At 46.9% G+C, this 19,467-nt stretch carries 15 protein-coding genes; 6 read left to right on the top strand and 9 right to left on the bottom strand.

The annotated features are described in order from the left end of the window. Positions 1–767 precede the first annotated feature (767 nt). Positions 768–2,627, bottom strand: a complete 1,860-nt coding sequence (gene ilvB, locus RID09_RS09435) for a biosynthetic-type acetolactate synthase large subunit (RefSeq protein WP_446335693.1) — start codon at positions 2,625–2,627, stop codon at positions 768–770. Between the two features lie 136 nt (positions 2,628–2,763). Between ilvB and RID09_RS09440 the strand changes: the two genes are divergently transcribed. Continuing rightward, positions 2,764–2,949 carry a hypothetical protein gene (locus RID09_RS09440; protein ID WP_446335694.1) on the top strand — a complete coding sequence of 62 codons (186 nt, stop codon included), beginning with the start codon at positions 2,764–2,766 and terminating at the stop codon, positions 2,947–2,949. 76 nt (positions 2,950–3,025) lie between these two features. Here RID09_RS09440 and RID09_RS09445 read toward each other — a convergent pair whose 3' ends face one another. From RID09_RS09445 to RID09_RS09455, 3 genes are all read right to left on the bottom strand, one after another. Next, positions 3,026–4,006: an ABC transporter ATP-binding protein gene (locus RID09_RS09445; protein ID WP_446335695.1), complete on the bottom strand. Its 981-nt coding sequence runs from the start codon at positions 4,004–4,006 to the stop codon at positions 3,026–3,028. Between the two features lie 270 nt (positions 4,007–4,276). Then, complete coding sequence (locus tag RID09_RS09450) at positions 4,277–6,646, bottom strand: transglycosylase SLT domain-containing protein (protein WP_446335696.1); 2,370 nt, start codon at positions 6,644–6,646, stop codon at positions 4,277–4,279. Positions 6,647–6,780: 134 nt separating this feature from the next. Next, positions 6,781–8,022, bottom strand: coding sequence for a pentapeptide repeat-containing protein (locus tag RID09_RS09455; protein ID WP_446335697.1), 1,242 nt, complete (start codon positions 8,020–8,022; stop codon positions 6,781–6,783). Positions 8,023–8,263: 241 nt separating this feature from the next. On the opposite strand from RID09_RS09455, the gene RID09_RS09460 reads away from it, so the two are divergent. After that, positions 8,264–8,428 carry a hypothetical protein gene (locus tag RID09_RS09460; RefSeq protein WP_446335698.1) on the top strand — a complete coding sequence of 55 codons (165 nt, stop codon included), beginning with the start codon at positions 8,264–8,266 and terminating at the stop codon, positions 8,426–8,428. Positions 8,429–8,502: 74 nt separating this feature from the next. Here RID09_RS09460 and RID09_RS09465 read toward each other — a convergent pair whose 3' ends face one another. Continuing rightward, positions 8,503–10,044 carry a YcjF family protein gene (locus RID09_RS09465; RefSeq protein ID WP_446335699.1) on the bottom strand — a complete coding sequence of 514 codons (1,542 nt, stop codon included), beginning with the start codon at positions 10,042–10,044 and terminating at the stop codon, positions 8,503–8,505. 593 nt (positions 10,045–10,637) lie between these two features. Here RID09_RS09465 and RID09_RS09470 point away from each other — a divergent pair. Both RID09_RS09470 and RID09_RS09475 read left to right on the top strand, forming a co-directional pair. Beyond that, on the top strand, positions 10,638–11,159 hold the full coding sequence (locus RID09_RS09470; RefSeq protein ID WP_446335700.1) for a DUF937 domain-containing protein: 522 nt from the start codon (positions 10,638–10,640) through the stop codon (positions 11,157–11,159). A 112-nt stretch (positions 11,160–11,271) separates the two neighbouring features. Continuing rightward, positions 11,272–11,436, top strand: coding sequence for a hypothetical protein (locus RID09_RS09475; protein WP_446335701.1), 165 nt, complete (start codon positions 11,272–11,274; stop codon positions 11,434–11,436). Between the two features lie 54 nt (positions 11,437–11,490). On the opposite strand, the gene RID09_RS09480 is transcribed toward RID09_RS09475, so the two are convergent. Then, the gene (locus tag RID09_RS09480) at positions 11,491–12,036 is read right to left on the bottom strand and encodes a 2'-5' RNA ligase family protein (protein ID WP_446335702.1); all 546 of its coding nucleotides are present in this window, start codon (positions 12,034–12,036) and stop codon (positions 11,491–11,493) included. A gap of 380 nt (positions 12,037–12,416) precedes the next feature. Between RID09_RS09480 and RID09_RS09485 the strand changes: the two genes are divergently transcribed. Further along, complete coding sequence (locus RID09_RS09485) at positions 12,417–13,742, top strand: hypothetical protein (RefSeq protein WP_446335703.1); 1,326 nt, start codon at positions 12,417–12,419, stop codon at positions 13,740–13,742. Between the two features lie 13 nt (positions 13,743–13,755). On the opposite strand, the gene RID09_RS09490 is transcribed toward RID09_RS09485, so the two are convergent. Both RID09_RS09490 and lepB read right to left on the bottom strand, forming a co-directional pair. Beyond that, entirely contained in the window at positions 13,756–14,313 is a 558-nt protein-coding gene (locus RID09_RS09490) for a 3'-5' exoribonuclease domain-containing protein (RefSeq protein ID WP_446335704.1), read from the bottom strand. A gap of 40 nt (positions 14,314–14,353) precedes the next feature. Then, entirely contained in the window at positions 14,354–15,001 is a 648-nt protein-coding gene (gene lepB / locus RID09_RS09495; protein ID WP_446335705.1) for a signal peptidase I, read from the bottom strand. A gap of 666 nt (positions 15,002–15,667) precedes the next feature. Between lepB and RID09_RS09500 the strand changes: the two genes are divergently transcribed. Then, positions 15,668–17,005, top strand: a complete 1,338-nt coding sequence (locus RID09_RS09500; RefSeq protein ID WP_446335706.1) for an S-layer homology domain-containing protein — start codon at positions 15,668–15,670, stop codon at positions 17,003–17,005. Between the two features lie 692 nt (positions 17,006–17,697). Here RID09_RS09500 and RID09_RS09505 read toward each other — a convergent pair. Further along, positions 17,698–19,377 (bottom strand): ABC1 kinase family protein, encoded by a 1,680-nt coding sequence (locus RID09_RS09505; protein WP_446335707.1) that lies wholly within the window; start codon positions 19,375–19,377, stop codon positions 17,698–17,700. Positions 19,378–19,467: the final 90 nt, after the last annotated feature.

Below are 19,467 nucleotides of genomic sequence, written 5' to 3' on the forward strand. Positions count from 1 at the left end.
GAGCAGCAAACTGGCTATCGCATCCGCTGGTAGGTCTTTAACACTTGCCGATAACGTAGTGCGCTTAGCACTTAGGCTGGTAAGCACAGCTTTAACTTATTTGGCTAAAGCTCCGTGTATGCGAGACCGGGGTTGCTTACATCCAACAGGTTAACGAGGGCTGGCTTACTTACCATCGTTCTATTCTAGAGCAACAAGGAGGTAAACAAGACAGTACGCCTACACCAACCCATCCACCTTCTCCCCAGTGCGACTATCCCTATATCGAGAATTATACATTCTCAAATTCCCCGGAAATGACTCAGAAAGTCTCCCCAATCAGTATTAGCCTGCTCGATTCTATTGAATTTGAGGAATATTAGCTTGACACTCCCCGCCCGATAAAGACGGGGAGCCTGATCCCACTAATTCCGGTCAGAAGCGTTGAAGCCTTGACTACAAGGGAATTAGAGATATTCAGCAACATCACGCGATCGCAAGCTTGTCATAGCGTTGTGACAAGCCTGTCACAGGTAGGGATTATGCTGATATAGAGGAGTTGAGATTCCTTTCGATAATGAACGACACAGCCTTCCAAGGTGACTTGGAAGGCTTTCCTATCACTATAAGATTAATTTATTATTATAATTATACCACCTTATATTAGAGAAGCAAATTGTGGATTGTAGAATCCTGAAATCATCCCCACAATCGAGAAAACAGCACTAAAAAAGCCCCCTACAACCGCAGGAGACTTTTTCACTATCCAATTTTCCAATAATTGTTGATTACAGTTTCGTCCCACAAACTGGGCAGAAATGATTCGTAGTCTGATTCTGACTACCACAGTTACTGCAATCGACTACCTCGGCTATCTGTTCCGGCTGAGTGCGTTCTGGCAATCCAATCATTTGTGCATTACTCTTACCCGGTGCAACCATCGGATAACAATTCTCATTCTTGGTGACGTGGACATCCAGCAAAACCGGACCATCGTATGCTAACATTTGAGCGATCGCGTCCTTGAGTTCGTCTCGATGCTTCACCACCATGCCCTTGATCCCATAAGCTTGAGCCAGGACAGCAAAATCTGGCATTCCTATTTCCATATTCGAGGACGAATACCGCTGTCCATAAAACGCCTCTTGCCACTGGCGCACCATTCCTTGCCAGCCGTTGTTAATGATCACCGTCTTGACATTAATGCCATACTGTGCTATCGTCCCTAGCTCCTGAATATTCATTTGTACCGAAGCATCGCCCGCCACACAAACCACTTGCTGATCGGGTAGAGCAACCTTCACTCCCATAGCAGCGGGGACACCATAGCCCATCGTGCCTAAACCGGCACTGGAAATCCAACGGCGTGGTCCCGTCTTCAGAAATTGTGCTGCCCACATCTGATGTTGACCCACATCCGTGGTGTAATATGCATCAGGGGCTTGCCGATCCAACTCCACAATCACTGCTTGAGGCGAAATACTATCTGGATACTGCGGCGCTTCCAAAGGATAATCTTGACGCCAACGCTGAATCCGGTTAAGCCATGGCTGAGTCTGGTTAGGTTCAGCCGAAATTCCCTGTTCCTGATAGCGCCGTAATAACTCAGCCAAAACCTGCTGCACATCGCCCACAATCGGGACTTGAGGGGCGCGGTTTTTGCCCACTTCCGCCGGGTCAATATCGATATGAATCACCTTAGCATGGCAAGCAAACTGATCAAGCTTACCGGTGACGCGATCATCGAACCGCGCACCGACGGCAATCAATAAATCACATTCACTCACGGCAAAGTTAGCATAAGCCGTGCCATGCATACCCAACATCCCCACAGACAACGGATGGGATTCATCAAATGCCCCTTTCCCCATCAGCGTCGTCGTGACGGGAATTTGGAATGTTTCTGCCAATTGCTTAACTTGATCATGGGCATTGGCAGTAATCGCACCACCCCCGATATAAAGTAAAGGTTGCTGGGACTCTCGGATCAGATGCAATGCCTGATTAATTTGCCGGGGATTTCCCTTAACCGTAGGACGATACCCCGTCAACTTAACCATACCTGGGTCAACCGGGGTATAGTCAAATTCTTCTAAGCCTACATCCTTGGGTATATCAATTAAAACCGGACCTGGACGACCAGTATTGGCAATATGGAACGCTTCGGCTACAATCCATGCCATATCACGGGGGTCACGCACCACATAAGAATGCTTCACAATCGGCAGTGTAATGCCAAAAATATCTGTTTCTTGGAACGCATCCGAACCAATCGCCGCCCGTGCCACCTGTCCGGTAATCACCACCAAGGGAATCGAGTCCATGTGGGCGGTAGCAATCCCCGTCACCAGGTTTGTCGCCCCAGGACCCGATGTGCCAAAACAGACACCCACTTTTCCTGTCGCCCGAGCATACCCATCAGCCGCGTGGGCAGCACCTTGTTCATGGCGAACTAGGATATGCTGAATTTCCCCTCGTTCTTCCCACTGATACAATTCATCGTAAATCGGTAGGATCGCACCACCGGGATAGCCAAAAATATGGTCAACCCCATGACGCTTCAGACTGTCCATCAGGGCGTAAGCACCTGTGCGACGAGTAACGGTTTTTTGTTTGACTTCTTTTTTAGAGATACTTTGGTAACGCACCAGATACCCTCACTAAATGATTAACGCTTTTTCTATGAGTTTTGTATATCCTGACAATAGGTTCACCCGACCTATGGTAGATCTTAATCGAGGAAGTAACCTATGAGTGTAAAACAAATTTAGGATCACTGTCTAGTTGTTATTGGTCGTTGGTCATTGGTCATTGGTTATTGGTCATTGGTCATTGGTCATTGGTCATTGGTCATTGGTCGTTGGTCGTTGGTCATTGGTTATTGGTCATTGGTCATTGGTCATTGGTCATTGGTCGTTGGTCATTGGTCGTTGGTCATTGGGCGAAGCATTCGCGTTGCAATTTGAATAGAAAACCGATAGATTTGGGCGCGAATGCTTCGCCCCTACGAATGCATCTGCTCCCCCTGCTCCCTCTGCTCCCCCAGCTAATGACTCGATTCAATCCCCCTCTGATGTAACTGCTGCATGAAAAATTCCTCTAGAGAGGAACGTGCTAGGGTGATCTCAATTAATTGCGCCCCCATCAGGCGCAGACTGGCAATAAATTCTTGGGGTTCACCTTTGAGTTCACCGTACCAGCTATCTTCCTCGAATGCCAGTTCTTTAACCCAGCGTTGGAGAATGTCGATGTTACCGCCTTTGCCGCGAACCTGGTAATGAGTCGCCACACCCAAGAGTTCATCCAGAGTGCCCATACAAATTAACTCTCCCTCCGCCAGAATCGCCACGCGATCGCAAATCTTCTCGACATCGGATAAAACATGGCTATTGAAGAAAATGGTTTTACCTTGCTCCTTAAGTGAGAGAATAATTTCCCGGATCTGATAGCGTCCCATGGGATCAAGTCCTGACATCGGCTCATCCAGAAATACCACATCAGGGTCATTAATCAGGGCTTGTGCCATGCCGACGCGCTGGAGCATTCCCTTAGAATACTGTCGCAACTGCTTTTTTTTCGCCGCCGACTTCGATAATCCGACTAATTCCAGCAATTGGGGAATGCGTTGACGTTGACGACTTTTGGGGATTTGAAACAATCCGGCGGTCAGTTGCAAGAATTCCCAGCCTGTCAGATAGTCGTAGAAATAGGGGTTTTCCGGCAAATAACCGATTCGCTGCTTCACCTGGCGATCGCCAATGGGTTTTCCCATCAGCCAAGCCCGTCCAGAGGTGGGACGGACAATGCCGAGTAAAATTTTCAATAGCGTCGTTTTCCCTGCCCCATTAGGACCGAGCAAGCCAAATGTCTCTCCCGGCTCAACGGAGAGAGAGCAACTTTTAAGTGATTCAATTTTTTGATTCAGCCAAAAGCCAGTGCGATAAACTTTCCTTAGCTCAGAAGTCGCGACGACTGGACTCTGGTCAAGGGTAGTCAATGCCCCTGGCAAATCAGCAGTCGAATCCATTCGCTGTTAATTAAATAATTGACAGTTCTACAATTTATAACACTATCAGTATATTGGTGCTTCTCATACAATACAGCAGAAAATAAGTTCCAGACGCGCCATGCCCTCCCCTCGATACTCCGAAGGGTAAAACTCGCTCAGGGCGGGTTTTGAGGTAATGCTATTATCCACAGCCAAGCATCAAGTCCCCAAACCCACCCCTGCTTGCCTTAAAACCATGCCCGAAAAGTGTTGCGAAGGGTCAATCAAAACTTAGCTCCCCCTACTCCCTTACCGACGCATTGCCGTTGACTGACTCTGAGAATGTTGGGCGACTTGCTCGGCAACTTTGGGATCGTACAGCCGTAAATAATTCCAATAGTTACCAAACACCTGCTTCACATAATCTCTGGTTTCGTCAAAAGGAATGGATTCGACAAACTCATCAGGATCGCCAGCGCTTTCTTGTCGCAGCCATTTTGCCAAATTTCCTTGACCGGCGTTGTAACTTGCGATCGCAAGTAAGGAGTTGTCGTTGTAAGATTGGTGAACTTGTCGCAGAAACCAGGTTCCCAATTTAATGTTATCGTCTGGATTTTCGAGAGAATAATCCTCCATATCAATATTTTCTGCTGCCCACGCCCCGGTACTGGGCATCATCTGCATTAAACCCACAGCACCAGCGCCCGAACGAATATCGGGTTCAAAGCGAGATTCTTGGCGAATCAGGGCAGTCACTAATAGAGGATTGAGTTCACGCTTTTGGGAATAGGTGGCAATCTCGTCTGAGAAAGGAAATGGGTAGAGCGCTTGCCAGTAGGTGAATTTTTCCCGCAAGTCTTGGTACTGAGCTTGTTCTTCGGGGGTATCCCGATCTTCTAAGCTGGCAATGGTAGCAATGCCGCTCAGGTAATCTCCTATCCCCAACTGCACCAAGCCATCGGTAAACTGCTCGGCGACGGTGGGTTCTAGGCGATTTTGGAATTCGGCTCTCCAAAGCATCCAAGCATCTTGGTCAGACCCGAGTAAATAGAGTTCCTTGAGAGCGGGTGAACCCCCAGGTAGTAAGGGTCGGGTTTTCGGCAGAACCAGTTTCGGATCAAGTTGACGGACTGTTTTAAAGTCGCCCACATCCCAACCTAGCTGTACAGCAGAGCGCCACGCATAGTAAGACTGGGGGTGATTGGTAATCACCTGCTCGAATGCGGTTTGGGCATCCTGTCGGCGTCCCAATTCCCTTGCCCATTTGCCCACCCAAAAGCCAGCCTGACGTGCCAGGAAGCGATGAGGATTTTCCGTGGTAATTGGTTTTGCCCATTCCCAAGCTGCCTCTACATTGCCAGATTTAGCGTGCAACCGCGCGACTTGCCAGCGGTAGGCGGCGGCGGCGTCGGAATCGCCATGGTCATCGATCAATTGTTTTCGGGCTTGCTCGGCGGCTTTATAACTACCTAGGCGTTCCAGGGTTTCAGCTTTAACCAAAAGGGCTTCACCTGCGCGTTCGGGGAAGCGCTCAACGACTTCGTCCAGATAGGGAACTGCCTCAATATCCGGTTCCAGTTGCGCCAGTTCAATCAGGGCGGCGGGTGTTTCCTTGGCGTCGGGAAAATCACGCACCATCTGTTTGTATGCCTGTTTCGCTTCCGCGTACTTCTGGGCGAATTTGAGGGCTCTGGCTACTAAATAGGCATTTTGGGAAGTCTTGGCAGCTTTGGCATAAGCCGCACTGGCTTGCCCATATTTCCGGTCTCGCCAGTAGCCCACCGCGATCATTTGCCAGTCATCGGGTTTAATTAGGGGTTGATCATCGGAGTCAACTGCTCTACTGTAGTTTCCCACCAATTGGTCTAGGATAGGCGTGATATCTGAAGTGACCTCTGGGGTGTCAAAGGCATAGCGAGCCAAAAGCAGCATCAACTCAGGCTGATCTGGATTGTCTTGGAGACGCTGCTGTGCTAATTCTAGAATCAGCGGATGAGACGGATAGTTAGCGATTGCCTTGTCCCAGTATTTGGGATCGTCGGCGGGTGGTTCATAAATCTGCTGGATTTTCTCCAGCCAACCCAGATTGGCGGACAAAGATTTAATCTCGTCGTCCTGATAGGTTGAATCTTGGGAGAAAAGAGCATAAAGAGCATAAGCCGCAACGGGCTGATCCGCATAGCGTTGCAGCAGGTTTTGCCATTCGGTTAAGGCTTTGATTTTCTCGCCCATCAGTTCGTAAGCTTGGGCGCGTTTAACTGCAATATAGCCGCCGAGTACAGGATAGTCCAACTCCAAGCCCTCTAACCAACGCAGCGCCTCCTTGCCCTTGCCTTGCTCAATTAAATCCCCTGCCAAAAGATAACGCGCACGAGACCTATCGATGGAACGATTTCCTTGTGCGATCGCTTCGAGTTTACCTCGGCGCTGGTTCGCACTCCAGGACGCGAGTCGCAAAACCGCTGTGTTACTCTGTTTTTCTGGGCTAAAGGAGTTATGCTCCACAAAAGGCAGCCAGATGGTCAATTGACCAAGACCCCTGGTATACTCACCTCCTATAAGCGTTCCTCCCCAGATGAGAGCAACGAGTCCGACTCCAGCGACTAGAGCGATTTGTCGTCTTCGTTGTTTTTGCCTTGAACGGCTGTGGGGGGCGAAAATCTCGCGTCTTTTTCTCATAGAACCTCCTGCTGACGCACATCTATCTTAGATCTGGGTGAAGATCACAGAACACGATGGCATTGCCCGGTCTGACTGTAAGTTGGGTGGATTGATCCCGTGGGAAATTTTCCCGAACCGTTTCTGGATGGGGGTTAGCGTTTTGGTCGTTTTTTCAGACCCAATCGTCGAACGATATACTGACGCTGCACCCGATCAAATTTGGTTTTCCTTGTGATCTTCCATTCTTCAATATAAGCGCCCACCAGACAAGCCCCAATTAAATCCGTCCCATCTAAATTTGTGTTTTTCAGCTTCGCCCCCTTTAAGTTAGCCGACTGCAAATTGGCATAGCTGAGATCGCTATTGACGAAACTCGCCGCCACTAAATTAGCCCCCCGCAGATTCGTTTCGGGCAAGCAAAGATTGTCGAAGTTTTTTTCCTGTCCTTCACCTGTAACGACTAATTGCCGGATTTTCGGGTGTTCCAAATAGGTTGTTCCCACGCGGGAGAGTTCGAGTTTTTTGGCTTGAAACCAGCAGGTGCGCGTCACCTTCGCTTGTCTAAAATTTGTGCTTTTGAGCAGCGCTTGGGTGAAATCCGCTTCCGTTAAATCGGCACCCTGAAAATTTGTCCCCCCAATCGCGGCAAAGGCAACTGCAATCCGACGAATGAAAGCATAGTTTTTATCCCCAATTAAGGCTCGCCAGCTTACATAGGCAGAAAGTCCAGCCACGCCTACCGCCACAATCACCGCCACCGTTGCGGCGCTGGTTGCTGCTGCCACAGGTGCCCCAGCCGTAACCACGACTACAGAACCGGCGGCGGCGACAACACCAGCTCCAGCCGCAACGACTGCCACAGCGCTAGCAGCGGCGACAGCACCGGCTGCTGCTCCTGCTGCCACGACTGCCATCGCCATAGCCGCCGCGACTGCTCCAGCACTGGCAGCTACTACGGTTACGGCAACCGCTGTAGCTCCGGTTAGAACTGCCACCATTGCCGCCACCACAATTGCCACAACCCAAACCCCTAACGCCATAATCAGCCCTTGGCGAATCGTCATGCTCACAAAAACACCCAAAGCGATGAGAATAAACACACCGGCTAAGATTTCGATTAGGTTCTGACTAATCAGCGCAGCGCCAGTGATCACACCCGCCAAGGCGGAAATAAAACCAGATAGCGTCGATAGAAATAAAGCCACCAGCAAGAGAATTGTTGCCCAATGTTGCTGCAATCCCGCTTGGCAATAGCTAAAATTTGCCCCCGTCAGGATAGCATTGGTAAAGTCTGTGCCTCGGATGTCGGCATGGCTGAAGTTAGCACCGGCTAAGTCAGTTCTACCTCGAAACGAGCGACCTTGCAGGTTTTGACCGGAGTAGTCCTGAGCCATTATAACCTCCGAACGGATGGGGCAACTATAAGACAATGGGCGTTGGCGGCACTTGAAAATTGCATTCAGCAACGGTTCGACTTGACCAACTCTTATGCTGTAGAATAAAGCATTTAGTGGAACAATTGAACTAGAATAGCAACGGCATATTCTCTTAGAGTAAATGCCAGATGGTTTAACCCACAACGTTTCCTGCTGCCTGTTTTTCCCTCTTCCCCAATCACCTCTTCCTCATTTATCAATGAATCGTTCAAAAATTGTGGCAATTATTACTGGAGCCATTTCCATACTTCTGGCACTGGCATACCTTCTTTTGGTTCAGCTTTTGGACTTTCGCGGCGAAATGATTCCCGCCCCGGTAAGTCAGTTACCACAGATTATTGAAGTGATGAATTATGAACTATAAATCATGAATTCTCTGTTCCCCATTTCCGGTATCAGGGCGCACGTCGGTTTATCAGGGCGCACGTCGGTGCGCCCCTACGAACCCCAATCATCGGGATTAGATTCCACTTTTGAGGTATCTTTCAGGGGCATAACCACTCGTGCGATCGCGTCTTGAATAAATGCTTTAATAAATTCATCCCGACGGTTAAGCTGAAATTGCTGCTGCACAACTTCTGTCATCCCCCCATCACCCCAGTCTTGATCATGACGAAAGTATTCAATAAAACTCTTCCCAGCAATTCGGATTAAATACGCCGCCGTTACCCCTTGAATGGCTTTCCCAACTAAATAGGTAGCGATGTGAAATTGTAGCGCCCTTGACAAAATTTGTATTGCCCCTTGAACAATTCCCAAACTGGCTAAGGTTTTCCCCAGAGACAGCGCCAATTCTCTCCCCCGTTCCATATTCAGATCACAGCCGTAAATTCTACCAATTTCGATCACCATCTGAGCGTTAACCGCCGCCGTTGCTAATAAATCAACCACAGGTAACGGCGTAACCGCAATCACTCCAGCGCCAATCCACTGAAACCGTTCCACCACTTTCTCCGCCTGTCGCCGCCGTTGGTGATCAATCAAACGACGGGCGTCTTCACCTAAACGCTGAGACTGGAGTAAAATATTATCGGCAATCAAATCTTGCCCTTCAGAGCGTAGCACCGCAGCCAGACGGCGGATTAAGGGTATGATATCAGGGTCAGGTTGGAAGTCTTCCCCATTTTCTAATCGTACAGTTTGGGGATTGGCAGCAATGGCTACCACATCTGAAGCGGCAATAAACCCGCGCACATGATGGCGTAACCGTGCCAGAATCGTTTCTTTATCAGTATCAGTATAGAGATCCACTTTATTCAGAACCAACAGCGATCGCTTACCAATATCAGCTAGACGACGTAACGGTTCATATTCCGACTGTCGCAAATCATTATCCACCACAAATAATAATAAATCGGCTTCCGTGGCAAGCTGTCGCGCCAGTTGTTCCCGTTGGGTACCCACCACACCCGCTTCTAAAATACCCGGTGTATCGGTAATCAAAATCTGCCGTTCTAATCCCTTCAACTCTAGAGTATAAGTCTGCCCCTGATCCGTGGTTCCCATCGGTGCCCCCACTTGACCCACCATCTGCCCAATGAGAGCATTAACCAGGGACGTTTTCCCCGATGAACCCGTGCCAAAGATGACAACCAACAGTTCCCCACGGGCTAACGTCGCTTCAATCTCACGAGATCGACTCAACAGGGCTTGCTGGGCTACCTCATCTTGAATTTTCTGCACCTGCTGTCGCACTGCTTTTAGCGTTTCAGAAGCCGCTTCCGTTTTCTCCTGCGGTACTTTTGGCGTAGGGCGACGCCTGCGGGATGACGATTTGGGGCGGCTGAATGTCCAGACGTAGTAGACAAACGTGGCAATTAACAGAACAAGTAGAATAATCAGCAATAAAACCAGCAAATTTGCCAGTAGAGGCGAATTTAACGACCAATAGAGTCGATTAATCGAATCAATCAACCACAGGATTAGCCCCAGAATAATACTGAGACCGATAATGAGCGTCAGTAGGCGGGGTAGGGGCATAATGTTTTAGGAAGGCAGAGGGTTTGTCAGAAGGCAGATGGCAGAATAAAAATAGCTAGGATGCCAAGGAGAAGTTAAACCGCCTTGGGTTGCAACCCAAGGAACCAAAAGCTTGCATTCTTCTCACATAGGACTGCATCCCTAGTTTTAGTCCATTTTAATAGACTTAAGCTTTTAGCGAAGGACTTGAGTTCTTTGTGGGTGTGGGCTTACTTACAAAAGATATATCGTAGGGTGGGCAATGCCCACCAGCCTTAAGTCAGTTCTATTCGACTTAAGCTTTTAGCGAAGGACTTGAGTTCTTGGTGGGTGTCAGGGCTTACTTATAAAAGTGCAAGATAAGTGAGATCTGGCAGTACTTGATCATAAATCTCAAATTACCCTGTGCTGAGCAAGAGCAACGAACTATACTTAATGGATGATGCTTACACCCAGAAACTGTAGGGGCGCCTCGTCTTGCGCCGGAAAATGTAAGTAAGCCTCAGTTATCTACGACGAAGAACTCAAGCCTAGAGTAGAGGCATGACATGTCGTCCCCCTACAGATGGTGTAAAACTATTATCTATAGAGACATTCTTTACAGCCAAAAAACGATGAGTTTATTCAATCAAATTCTCGGTGCGATTAATAACCCCTCTCAGGAAGCCAGTTCCGGTCAATTAGCGGGCATTCTCAGTACCGTGCAAAACCTCAGCCAAAGTGCCAATGCTGACCCCTCCACAATTCAATCAGTTTTATCCATAGTTGGCAAATATGCCCGTCCAGCGTTGCAACAAAAGCGAGAAGCTGAAGGAGAACAGGGGACGCAATCTTTTATCAACCAATTCAGTGGTACAGGTGCTAGCAATCAAGCGGTCAATTTACTCTTTAGTACACCGCAAATCCAACAGTTAGTAAAGGAAGCCGAACAACGGACAGGACTCAATGCTGCAACCATTCAATCCCTGTTACCCATGCTAGTTCCCTTGGTGCTGAATTTACTCAAAACTGGCACAAGCACTCAAAATCCAGAAGGATCGAACCCTGTGCTGAACTCATTCCTCGATACAGATGGTGATGGCGATGTGGATATTGCTGATGCGATGCAAATGGCATCCCGTTATTTGAATCCTTGATCGTCATTTGTTTGTAGTAGGCACTTTAGTGCCTTAAAATGAATAGCACTCTCAGATGAGGCTGGTGGGCATTGCCCACCCTACGATCTATCAAGGGTTCGGCGCTCCAAAAATGCAAATTTTCAGTACCATTCGCCTTAAAATGCTTGATTTACCTGACGATGAACAGGCTCATACAAGTCCGATACTAGCGGACATGATATTACAGGTGTTTCGGGCGCAAGGATGGTATCCCTACAATGCTAATCCATCTTGTTTAGGTGTGCCACGCCAGTAGGGACGTTGCTGGCAATGTCTCTACTTTTTTCATCAGTCAAAAGATGTAATATGCTTATATTAAAAAGGGAAACTCTACACTTACATTCCATCGCCGACCATCGTGAAGTAATAACGTAAGATGAGATGCCAAAAACTCAAATTGTAACGGTTGGTTCTCAAATTCAATCCACGCCTTGCGGAAATTCTGCCGCTTCAAATCACGAAAAGCAACAGTGACATGAGGAGAAAAGGAGCGATTTTTAGAACGCTCATGAACGATACCGAGGGATTCTTCTAGATATTCCATTAAATCCTTTTGAATCGCGATCAGTTCTGGCGTTTTCAGAACGTTGACGTAAATAACACGAGGTTTAAACGCCCCAAACCCTTGCAGGATAATGGAGACAGGTATCCTAGTTTTAGCAAAGGTTTTTAGAGATTCTTCGAGAACAGGTACGGCATCGGTTTCCCATGCAAAAGGGGGTTGCAGCGTAATATGGGGTGGCGATTTGAGGGCGGCTTTACTCTGGTAAACGTCAGCACAATGTTGCTTAATCTCCATAATCGAGTCTTGAATGGTTTGAGGAGGAAGCAGGGCAATAAAAAAGACTTTTTTCATATTAAGTAAGAAAAATAGGTTTTCATAGGAGCAGTTTTAGGGATTAATATTTGTTGTTTTTCCTAACTTGGCAATAACCCCGGATCTCTCACCCCAATTGCCCAAAGGTTTATACAACCTGGATTGACCGTAGAAAAAGGCTGGCAACACTCTGTCAAAATTCTGGGGTGGTCTAAAAATGGTAGAAACCCGATGTAGGCAAAGGTTTTGAGGAATAAAATGGTCAAACGTGTGAGACATTGGGGTTAAACTATGACAAAATGATATAATCCGCATTTTTGGGTTGATAGACTACAGCAAAAAGCAGAAGGCATCAAAGAGCTTGAGGTTTCTTGACCCATCAAATCCTTGATCAATTATTTATTTGGAGGAGATCCGACATGACTACAACACCAGATCAAACGGCAGAGGCACGCAACCGCGTGATTGAATCTGCCCGTCGATTAGGGGTTGAACTCAATGAACAAGAATTGAAAAGATGGATGAACTCCATCACCGAAGCCACAGGAGACAGCGATATTACCGTTGATCAAAATACGGGGGTTTTTGGTCACAAGGTCAGTATGTTGGATTTTGACCCCAAAGATCTAGAGCGTTTTCGCACCATCGGCAGAATTGTAGAATTTGACGATATTCCTGGTGTTGTAGAAACCGCTTTGGCGCTATCAGGTTCAGCAGCTCAATCTAAGGTTCAAACTCACCCAGGGGACTGTGACTATTTTGAGCGGGTGAATATTATTGCCCCGACCCGGGCTGAAGCCTGCCAGATTCTCTCCCGAATTATGCGTGAGAAAACCATCAACAGCCGCTCAGGTGATAATTTTCAATTAGTTGAACTGAAATTTGGTAGCTATCCCCAAGATGTGATCCGCGATGAACATTCCTATCACAAAGGCTCACCTATCTCTTGGTCCCCTGATGACGTTGTAGCTGGGCAAATTGAAGTCAGCGACTTGCAAGGAAATCCGATGACCATCACTTGGGATTCGGTCGCCGACGATCCCGGTTGGTGTAAGCTGGACTGGGTGATTGCTGATCCGGTGCGCCGCCAATTGGCTAACGCCAGCAATATGTTGGATGTAACCTGGGAAGCTCCCGATGGTACAATCACGCCCTTAGACGGCTATCTAGACGGCTATTTCCAAGAGATTTACCTCGATGCTGAATCGGCTCCCATCTTTTCTAAACTGGTGAAACAGGTTTCGACTGATGTCATGGATGATTATGTGACGCAGTTGGAAAAAGAAGTTAAAAAATATTTTAAGCCGGATAATCCCAACTATGGCAAAGCGGCTAAACGGCTGTACAACATCTTCCGGCTGAATGGAAAATATGAGGAAGCTGCCTTCCTACGTGAACTGTTTGATGAACCTGCCGCATTACTGTATCAAGTTCACGCCTTGGTGCGAACGGTTAAAGACGCCATCGATCAAGGCGCTGTGTTTGATATTGACCATATTCTTGATCAAACGGATGAACTGATTCTGTCAGTGATTAAGGTTTTGGAAGGGGAAGAGGAATTAGAAATTACCCGTCATCTCCTGCGTTTATCCCGCTGCATTAGTCGTCAGCAAGAAGGTGTTCCACTTAGTCCCCAAGTTGAGGTAGCACGAGCAGAGGTGATGCAAATTGTCAATAATTTCTTCTACGAAAAGATGATGGCACTACCGACAATTAAATCCTACATCGACGGTCTCCACGCTTAATTTGAACGACCGCCTATCGTTGTAAGTTGTTTTGCAGAAGATTGCAAAATAATTTTCCCTGTTGTATTGCATCATCGAGAGCAACATGAGTCAGGGGCATTTCCTCCAACCACTCAGGGGGTAGGTTTTTCTTCCCTGACTCACGATAATCTTGTTTGAGGAATGCCATCGCATAGGATCGGATGTCGAGTGCCGAATAGTTAAAAGGACTATCGCCGACAAACTTAATCAAATACCAGTAGACAAACATAAAGTCGAAGGCAGCAGGATAGCCAACAAAGATCGGTTCACCCGGTAATGCTTCTAGCCAAGCGTGATAGTTCTGCATCACCTGTTCGGGGGGTTGTGGGTTAACTCTGCTGGCTTCCCAAGCGGTTGGTTGTTGTGACCACCATTTCATGGTTTTGGGATGACCTTTTGCCCCTGGCAAGGTTTCCAGGTTGGCTGTAAAAGTTGCGATCAATTGTTTGTCTGCGCTGTAAGCTGCCGAGGCAATGCTGAGCATAGAATGAAGTCCGGGAATGGGACCATCGGATTCAATATCTGTGCTGACGTAGATTTCGATTGTCATCTATTTTCTGAGCCATTTGATCCAACTGGAGTTACAGACATCAAATTAAACCGAATCGGCTGAGGGGCCAGAAACGGAAGCAAGCATGACCAATAATATTAGGTTGAGGCAAGAATCCCCAAACGTGAGAATCGTTGCTATTATTGCGATTATCTCCCATCACAAATAACTGACCTTCCGGAACTCGCACGGGTGCCATCTGATAGTTCGGTGGTTCGGCAATGTAAACTTCTTCTAGTGGCTTCCTATTAATATAGACCTTGCCATCTTGAATTTGTACGATTTGACCAGGTGTAGCAACGATCCGTTTAATAAAGGCTTGGTCTTTTGTATACCCCTGCATTTGCAGTTGAGGTGGTGGATCAAAGACAATGATGTCTCCGCTTACTGGGGGTTTGAAGTGGTAGGAGATTTTTTCCACAACCACGCGATCGCCGATGGTCAATGTCGGTATCATCGAGTCTGAGGGAATGTAGCGCGGTTCGGCAATAAATACTCGAATCAACAGCGCTAGGGCGAGTGCGATCGCAATAATTTGTAGATTTTCCCGGACTTGTTGCCAAAACTTTGATCTCGGCGATATAGATTGGGTTGATTGCGCTGCTACCGTTGACTGATTTGGTTTATCCACAGGTTTTGAAATCCCTCCCTTAGCAGACTGATTTTTTACCGTTTTGTTTAAAGTCATACAGGTTTGTACTAAAAATCGCTGGCTGTCACTTCTTACCAGCCGCCACAAAACTTTTGGCTTTCAGTCAAGATAACACGCTCTCTAGGTCTTTGAGCGATGGGGGTACTGATTCGGGTAGCCTTCACGAGGCGATCGCGTTCTTGAACCTCGTCAGCTACCCTAATGGACACTCTCGTGCAGAAGCCTCTTTTTAATGATAGTGTAGTCCGGACATCCTACCTGCTTCCCTGGCTTCCAAGAAACAAAACACTCCCCTCTCGTGCCGTCTTTCCTCAAAATCATTCGCTGGTTTTAACTGGACTTTAGAGTTTATTTGAATTTCAACTAACTCTACATTGTAATCTGAAAATTTACCTAGTAAATCAGGATAATTTTGTGCTTTTGTATTTATCAAAATTTTTATTTAATAAAAAAACTCGCCAATTACGATAATAGCTGCCATTGTCGTAATTGCATCATTGGTAGCAACCAGCCAAGAACTCAAGTTCTCAGCTAATAGCTTAAGTCGGTTAAAACCGACTAATGGATTCCCCCTTTTTAAGGGAAGAGGGGGATCTAAAAAGGGGACGGTAGGGGAATCTGAAGTGGGACGGTAGGGGAATCCAGAAAGGACAAATAACATAAGAATAAATTTTTGCGCTAGCGTGAGAAGAGAAACATCTATTGGTTCTGTTCCCTGTGCTGCTAGATAAACGTCCTATTCTATTTACAGGTTTCGTAGCTTGCCTAGTGGGTGTCTTGACCGCCTGCGCCAATAGTCCCACAGGTCAATCCTTAGAACGTTCCTTAGCCGTAGACCCCAACCTAGAGGATAATGCCTCAATTTTGGGCAGTCAGACTAATGGGCAAACCTCTTCGGCGCAACTGCCAGAAGATTTCCCTACCGTAATTCCCCGCTATCCCGATGCACAATTACAGAACGTTGAACCCCTAACTCGTTCAGATGCCCAAGGTCAACTTACCATCTGGTCATCCACTGACCCTAGTAATGAGATTCAGGCATTTTACCGCAGGGCATTTGAATCAGACAGTTGGCAGGTCATTTCTGAACCGAATCAGGAAGGGACGAATTCCTTTGTTGTGCGTCGGAATGATTTACAAGTCAGGATTTCTATTCCTCCGGATACTGCCATTAACGATACGCAAGAAACCCCAACCGAGGCAGAGACTGACCAAAATACCACAGAATTTGAGATTCAGTACATCCGCCGCAGTACCGAGACAGCCGCAGCATCCTCAGAGGCTTCAGAATCTTCAGAGAAAGTAACAGAGACGCCTCAATCCGTTGACTCGGTATCTGGTGAAAACCAGAACTTCACTGATTTCGATAACGTTCCCTCAGGATTGCGTCAGTATGTAGAAGACTTAGCCGCCTTAGGTGTTCTCACGTCTGACCCTTCTAGTGCTAACAATAAATCAGAGGATAGTGGTACATCATTTGCAGCCAACAAAATCATTACCCGCCGTCAGTATGCCCGTTGGCTCATTAATACCAATAATCGGATTTATGCGAATAGTCCGGGAAAACAAATCCGTTTAGCATCAGAAACAACTCAACCTGCATTCCAAGATGTGCCAGCCAGTGACCCTGATTTTGGCGCCATTCAGGGATTAGCGGAAGCGGGGTTAATTCCTAGTCCTTTGAGTGGTAATTCTACAGAAGTTCTTTTCCGCCCTGATGCACCCTTAACGCGAGAAAATCTAATTTTATGGAAAGTCCCGTTAGATATTCGTCAGGGGTTACCGTCAGCATCTCTGGATGCAGTGCAGCAAACCTGGGGATTCCAAGATGCTAGCAAGATTGACCCGAAGGCGTTGCGGGCAGTATTGGCAGATTTTCAAAATGGGGAACAATCGATTATCCGTCGCGTTTTTGGGTACACTACTCTTTTGCAACCGAAAAAGCCAGTCACGCAAGCGGAAGCCGCCGCCACCCTTTGGTATTTTGGTTCTCAGGGTGAGGGAATATCGGCTAGTGAGGTTCTCCAGCAATCGAATTAGAATTAGCCTTGGGTTTAAACCCAAGGCTGAAAGCTTAAGTCGTCTAAAGACGACTGGATAGGAGTGTGAACTACCAACATCAAATCAAAGATTATGATGTTGGCGCGAGCGTCTCATCCGCCGATGCCTCAATACCCGAAACTATATTGGTCTTACTCAGCGTCTCTGATTAGCTACCTAACCTTTATCTCCTAGCAGGAGAACCCGCGCCGCCGCCTTGGTTCCCAAGGCAGAATATTGTTTTTGCCGCTTGATTTTCGCGGTTGGCGGCTATAGTTCTAGCCTATCCCTTTTACTATAACATATCAAGTAATTCATATTAAGTCCATTTTAGAGTTTAACTATACCCAACCAGAACATATTGACTAAATGGAATATTATAATGGTTCGTCTGTAGGGGTTCTTTTCACTATTATCATTTCGGGTTTACCCAGATGCGACTAAACTCGCCCAGACTTGGTGGCATGACACGGCTAAAATGGTGGAATAGGTTGTAGGTTGGGTTGACGGAGGAAACCCAACGGAATTTAGGTAAAGCCCTTACTACAAACTCAATCTTATCCGTCAACGATTCAGGAAAAGGGGTTAAAAGTTTGAGTTTCCCCATGAGTACGCCAACTGCTCAAGCAGCAATTATAACCCTACAAATATTTTAGTATAAATCATCAAACAAAAACTGGAGAATATATTACCTACCTGCGGGTCATTTTCTCTAATTTTTCCGTCACCGCTAACTGAACTAAAGAATACAACAAAATGATCAACCAAAACCCCGACAATGTAAACGCGGCAATTGCCCAACCCGTATGCGGCACCAATAACAAAACCGTCCCCGCCAATAATGCAAACCCAGTCAAACAGGCATAAATCAAACTCTTAATCGCCAAATGAATTCGTTGTAAGGCGCGATCGCTCTCCAGGGAACGCACCCTCACTTGTAGTTCTCCTTGCTCGATTCGGGCTTCTAGGCGGCGAATTAACAGTTCCGTAGAACTGGGCTTATTTAACCGATATTTAATAAAATCCCTGGCTTGTCTTGCCAGTTCTTTCACCACGTCTCCCCGCCCTTTAGCAACCGTTAGGTTTTTCACAAAAGGTTGACTAGCGGCTAATAAATTATATTCGGGATTTAAGGCACGAGCAATCCCATCCAGTGTGGTTAACGATTTTAAAATAAACGTCATTTGTGCGGGCAAGCGAAAGGGTTGCTGCTCAAACATCAAATACAATTCATTACCCAATGCCTCAAATTCTCGCACATCGATTGGCTTTTCCCGAAACCGTTCTAAAATAAAGGCGACTAAGCGTTTAACCGGGGTCATATCCGGTTGTCGTTCAATTAACCCCATATATGTCAGAGTATCCACCACCTCATCCGTATCTTTCCGGAGAACAGCAAAAAAGGTTTTAATCATTTGGTCTCTGGCAATCGATTTTACCTCTGCCATCGTGCCAAAATCATAGAAAATAATACTGCCGTCCTGAGACACTGCCATATTCCCTGGATGCGGATCAGTCTGGAAAAAACCGTCTTCTAATAACTGTTTTAGATAACAACTAATTCCCCGTTGAATAATCTCATTAGTATTGATTTCGCAGGCTTCTAGGGTTTGGCGATCATCAATCTTGATACCGGGCATATATTCTAATGTGAGTATCTTCCTCGTCGTGTAGCGCCAATAAACCGTCGGCACCAGAATCCCTGGATAATTATTAAAATTTTCCCGAAACCGATCGGCATTTTTACCTTCTTGGATATAGTCTACTTCTTGATAGAGTAAATCAAAAAATTCCCGATAAATTGCTTCAAGTTTATACTTCCTTACCCAAGGCAAATACCGATTAGCAAATCGCACCAATTCGTGTATTATTTTAAAATCTAAATTAAAAAGTCGTTCAATCCCCGGACGCTGCACCTTAACGACCACATCTTCCCCAGTATGCAGCCGTGCTTTGTGAACTTGACCCAAACTAGCCGCTGCCAGGGGAAAGGGGTCAAACTCCCGATATAATGCATGAATAGACTGACCCAATTCGGCTTCAATCACCGCGATCGCTTCCGCCCCACTAAATGCCGGAACCCGATCCTGTAAATGCCCCAATGCCTCTATGTATTCTAAGGGCAGTAAATCAGCACGAGTCGAGAGGGCTTGCCCAATTTTAATAAACGTTGGACCTAAATCTAGCAACGCCCCCACCAGCCATTGGGCGCGGCGATTTCGGTGATTGGGCGTATCATTGGCAATGGTTTTGTCCCACCACAAATAGAACATAAACTTCGCCGCCGACTGAAAAATGTCAATCTGGCGAGCGAGGGGCGAATAATTGCGTCGTTGCCAACGGGGTGGCTTGGGCGTAGCCTGGGTCAGCATTCTGCCTTTTGCATGTAATGAATGAGGAAACAGGAGCGAGAAACGATCGTTCTCCTCCTTAATACTGTAAGGTTTTATGGCAAAATGAGC

Origin of the sequence: Coleofasciculus sp. G1-WW12-02, assembly GCF_040219735.1 — a bacterium.
GTDB lineage: Bacteria > Cyanobacteriota > Cyanobacteriia > Cyanobacteriales > Coleofasciculaceae > Coleofasciculus.

Bases quoted from the DNA above. Each gene is read 5' to 3' on its own strand.
- RID09_RS09445 (WP_446335695.1), bottom strand. From the start codon at position 4,006: ATGGATTCGACTGCTGATTTGCCAGGGGCATTGACTACCCTTGACCAG.
- RID09_RS09450 (WP_446335696.1), bottom strand. From the start codon at position 6,646: ATGAGAAAAAGACGCGAGATTTTCGCCCCCCACAGCCGTTCAAGGCAA.
- RID09_RS09455 (WP_446335697.1), bottom strand. From the start codon at position 8,022: ATGGCTCAGGACTACTCCGGTCAAAACCTGCAAGGTCGCTCGTTTCGA.
- RID09_RS09460 (WP_446335698.1), top strand. From the start codon at position 8,264: ATGAATCGTTCAAAAATTGTGGCAATTATTACTGGAGCCATTTCCATA.
- RID09_RS09465 (WP_446335699.1), bottom strand. From the start codon at position 10,044: ATGCCCCTACCCCGCCTACTGACGCTCATTATCGGTCTCAGTATTATT.
- RID09_RS09470 (WP_446335700.1), top strand. From the start codon at position 10,638: ATGAGTTTATTCAATCAAATTCTCGGTGCGATTAATAACCCCTCTCAG.
- RID09_RS09475 (WP_446335701.1), top strand. From the start codon at position 11,272: ATGCAAATTTTCAGTACCATTCGCCTTAAAATGCTTGATTTACCTGAC.
- RID09_RS09480 (WP_446335702.1), bottom strand. From the start codon at position 12,036: ATGAAAAAAGTCTTTTTTATTGCCCTGCTTCCTCCTCAAACCATTCAA.
- RID09_RS09485 (WP_446335703.1), top strand. From the start codon at position 12,417: ATGACTACAACACCAGATCAAACGGCAGAGGCACGCAACCGCGTGATT.
- RID09_RS09490 (WP_446335704.1), bottom strand. From the start codon at position 14,313: ATGACAATCGAAATCTACGTCAGCACAGATATTGAATCCGATGGTCCC.
- lepB (WP_446335705.1), bottom strand. From the start codon at position 15,001: ATGACTTTAAACAAAACGGTAAAAAATCAGTCTGCTAAGGGAGGGATT.
- RID09_RS09505 (WP_446335707.1), bottom strand. From the start codon at position 19,377: ATGCTGACCCAGGCTACGCCCAAGCCACCCCGTTGGCAACGACGCAAT.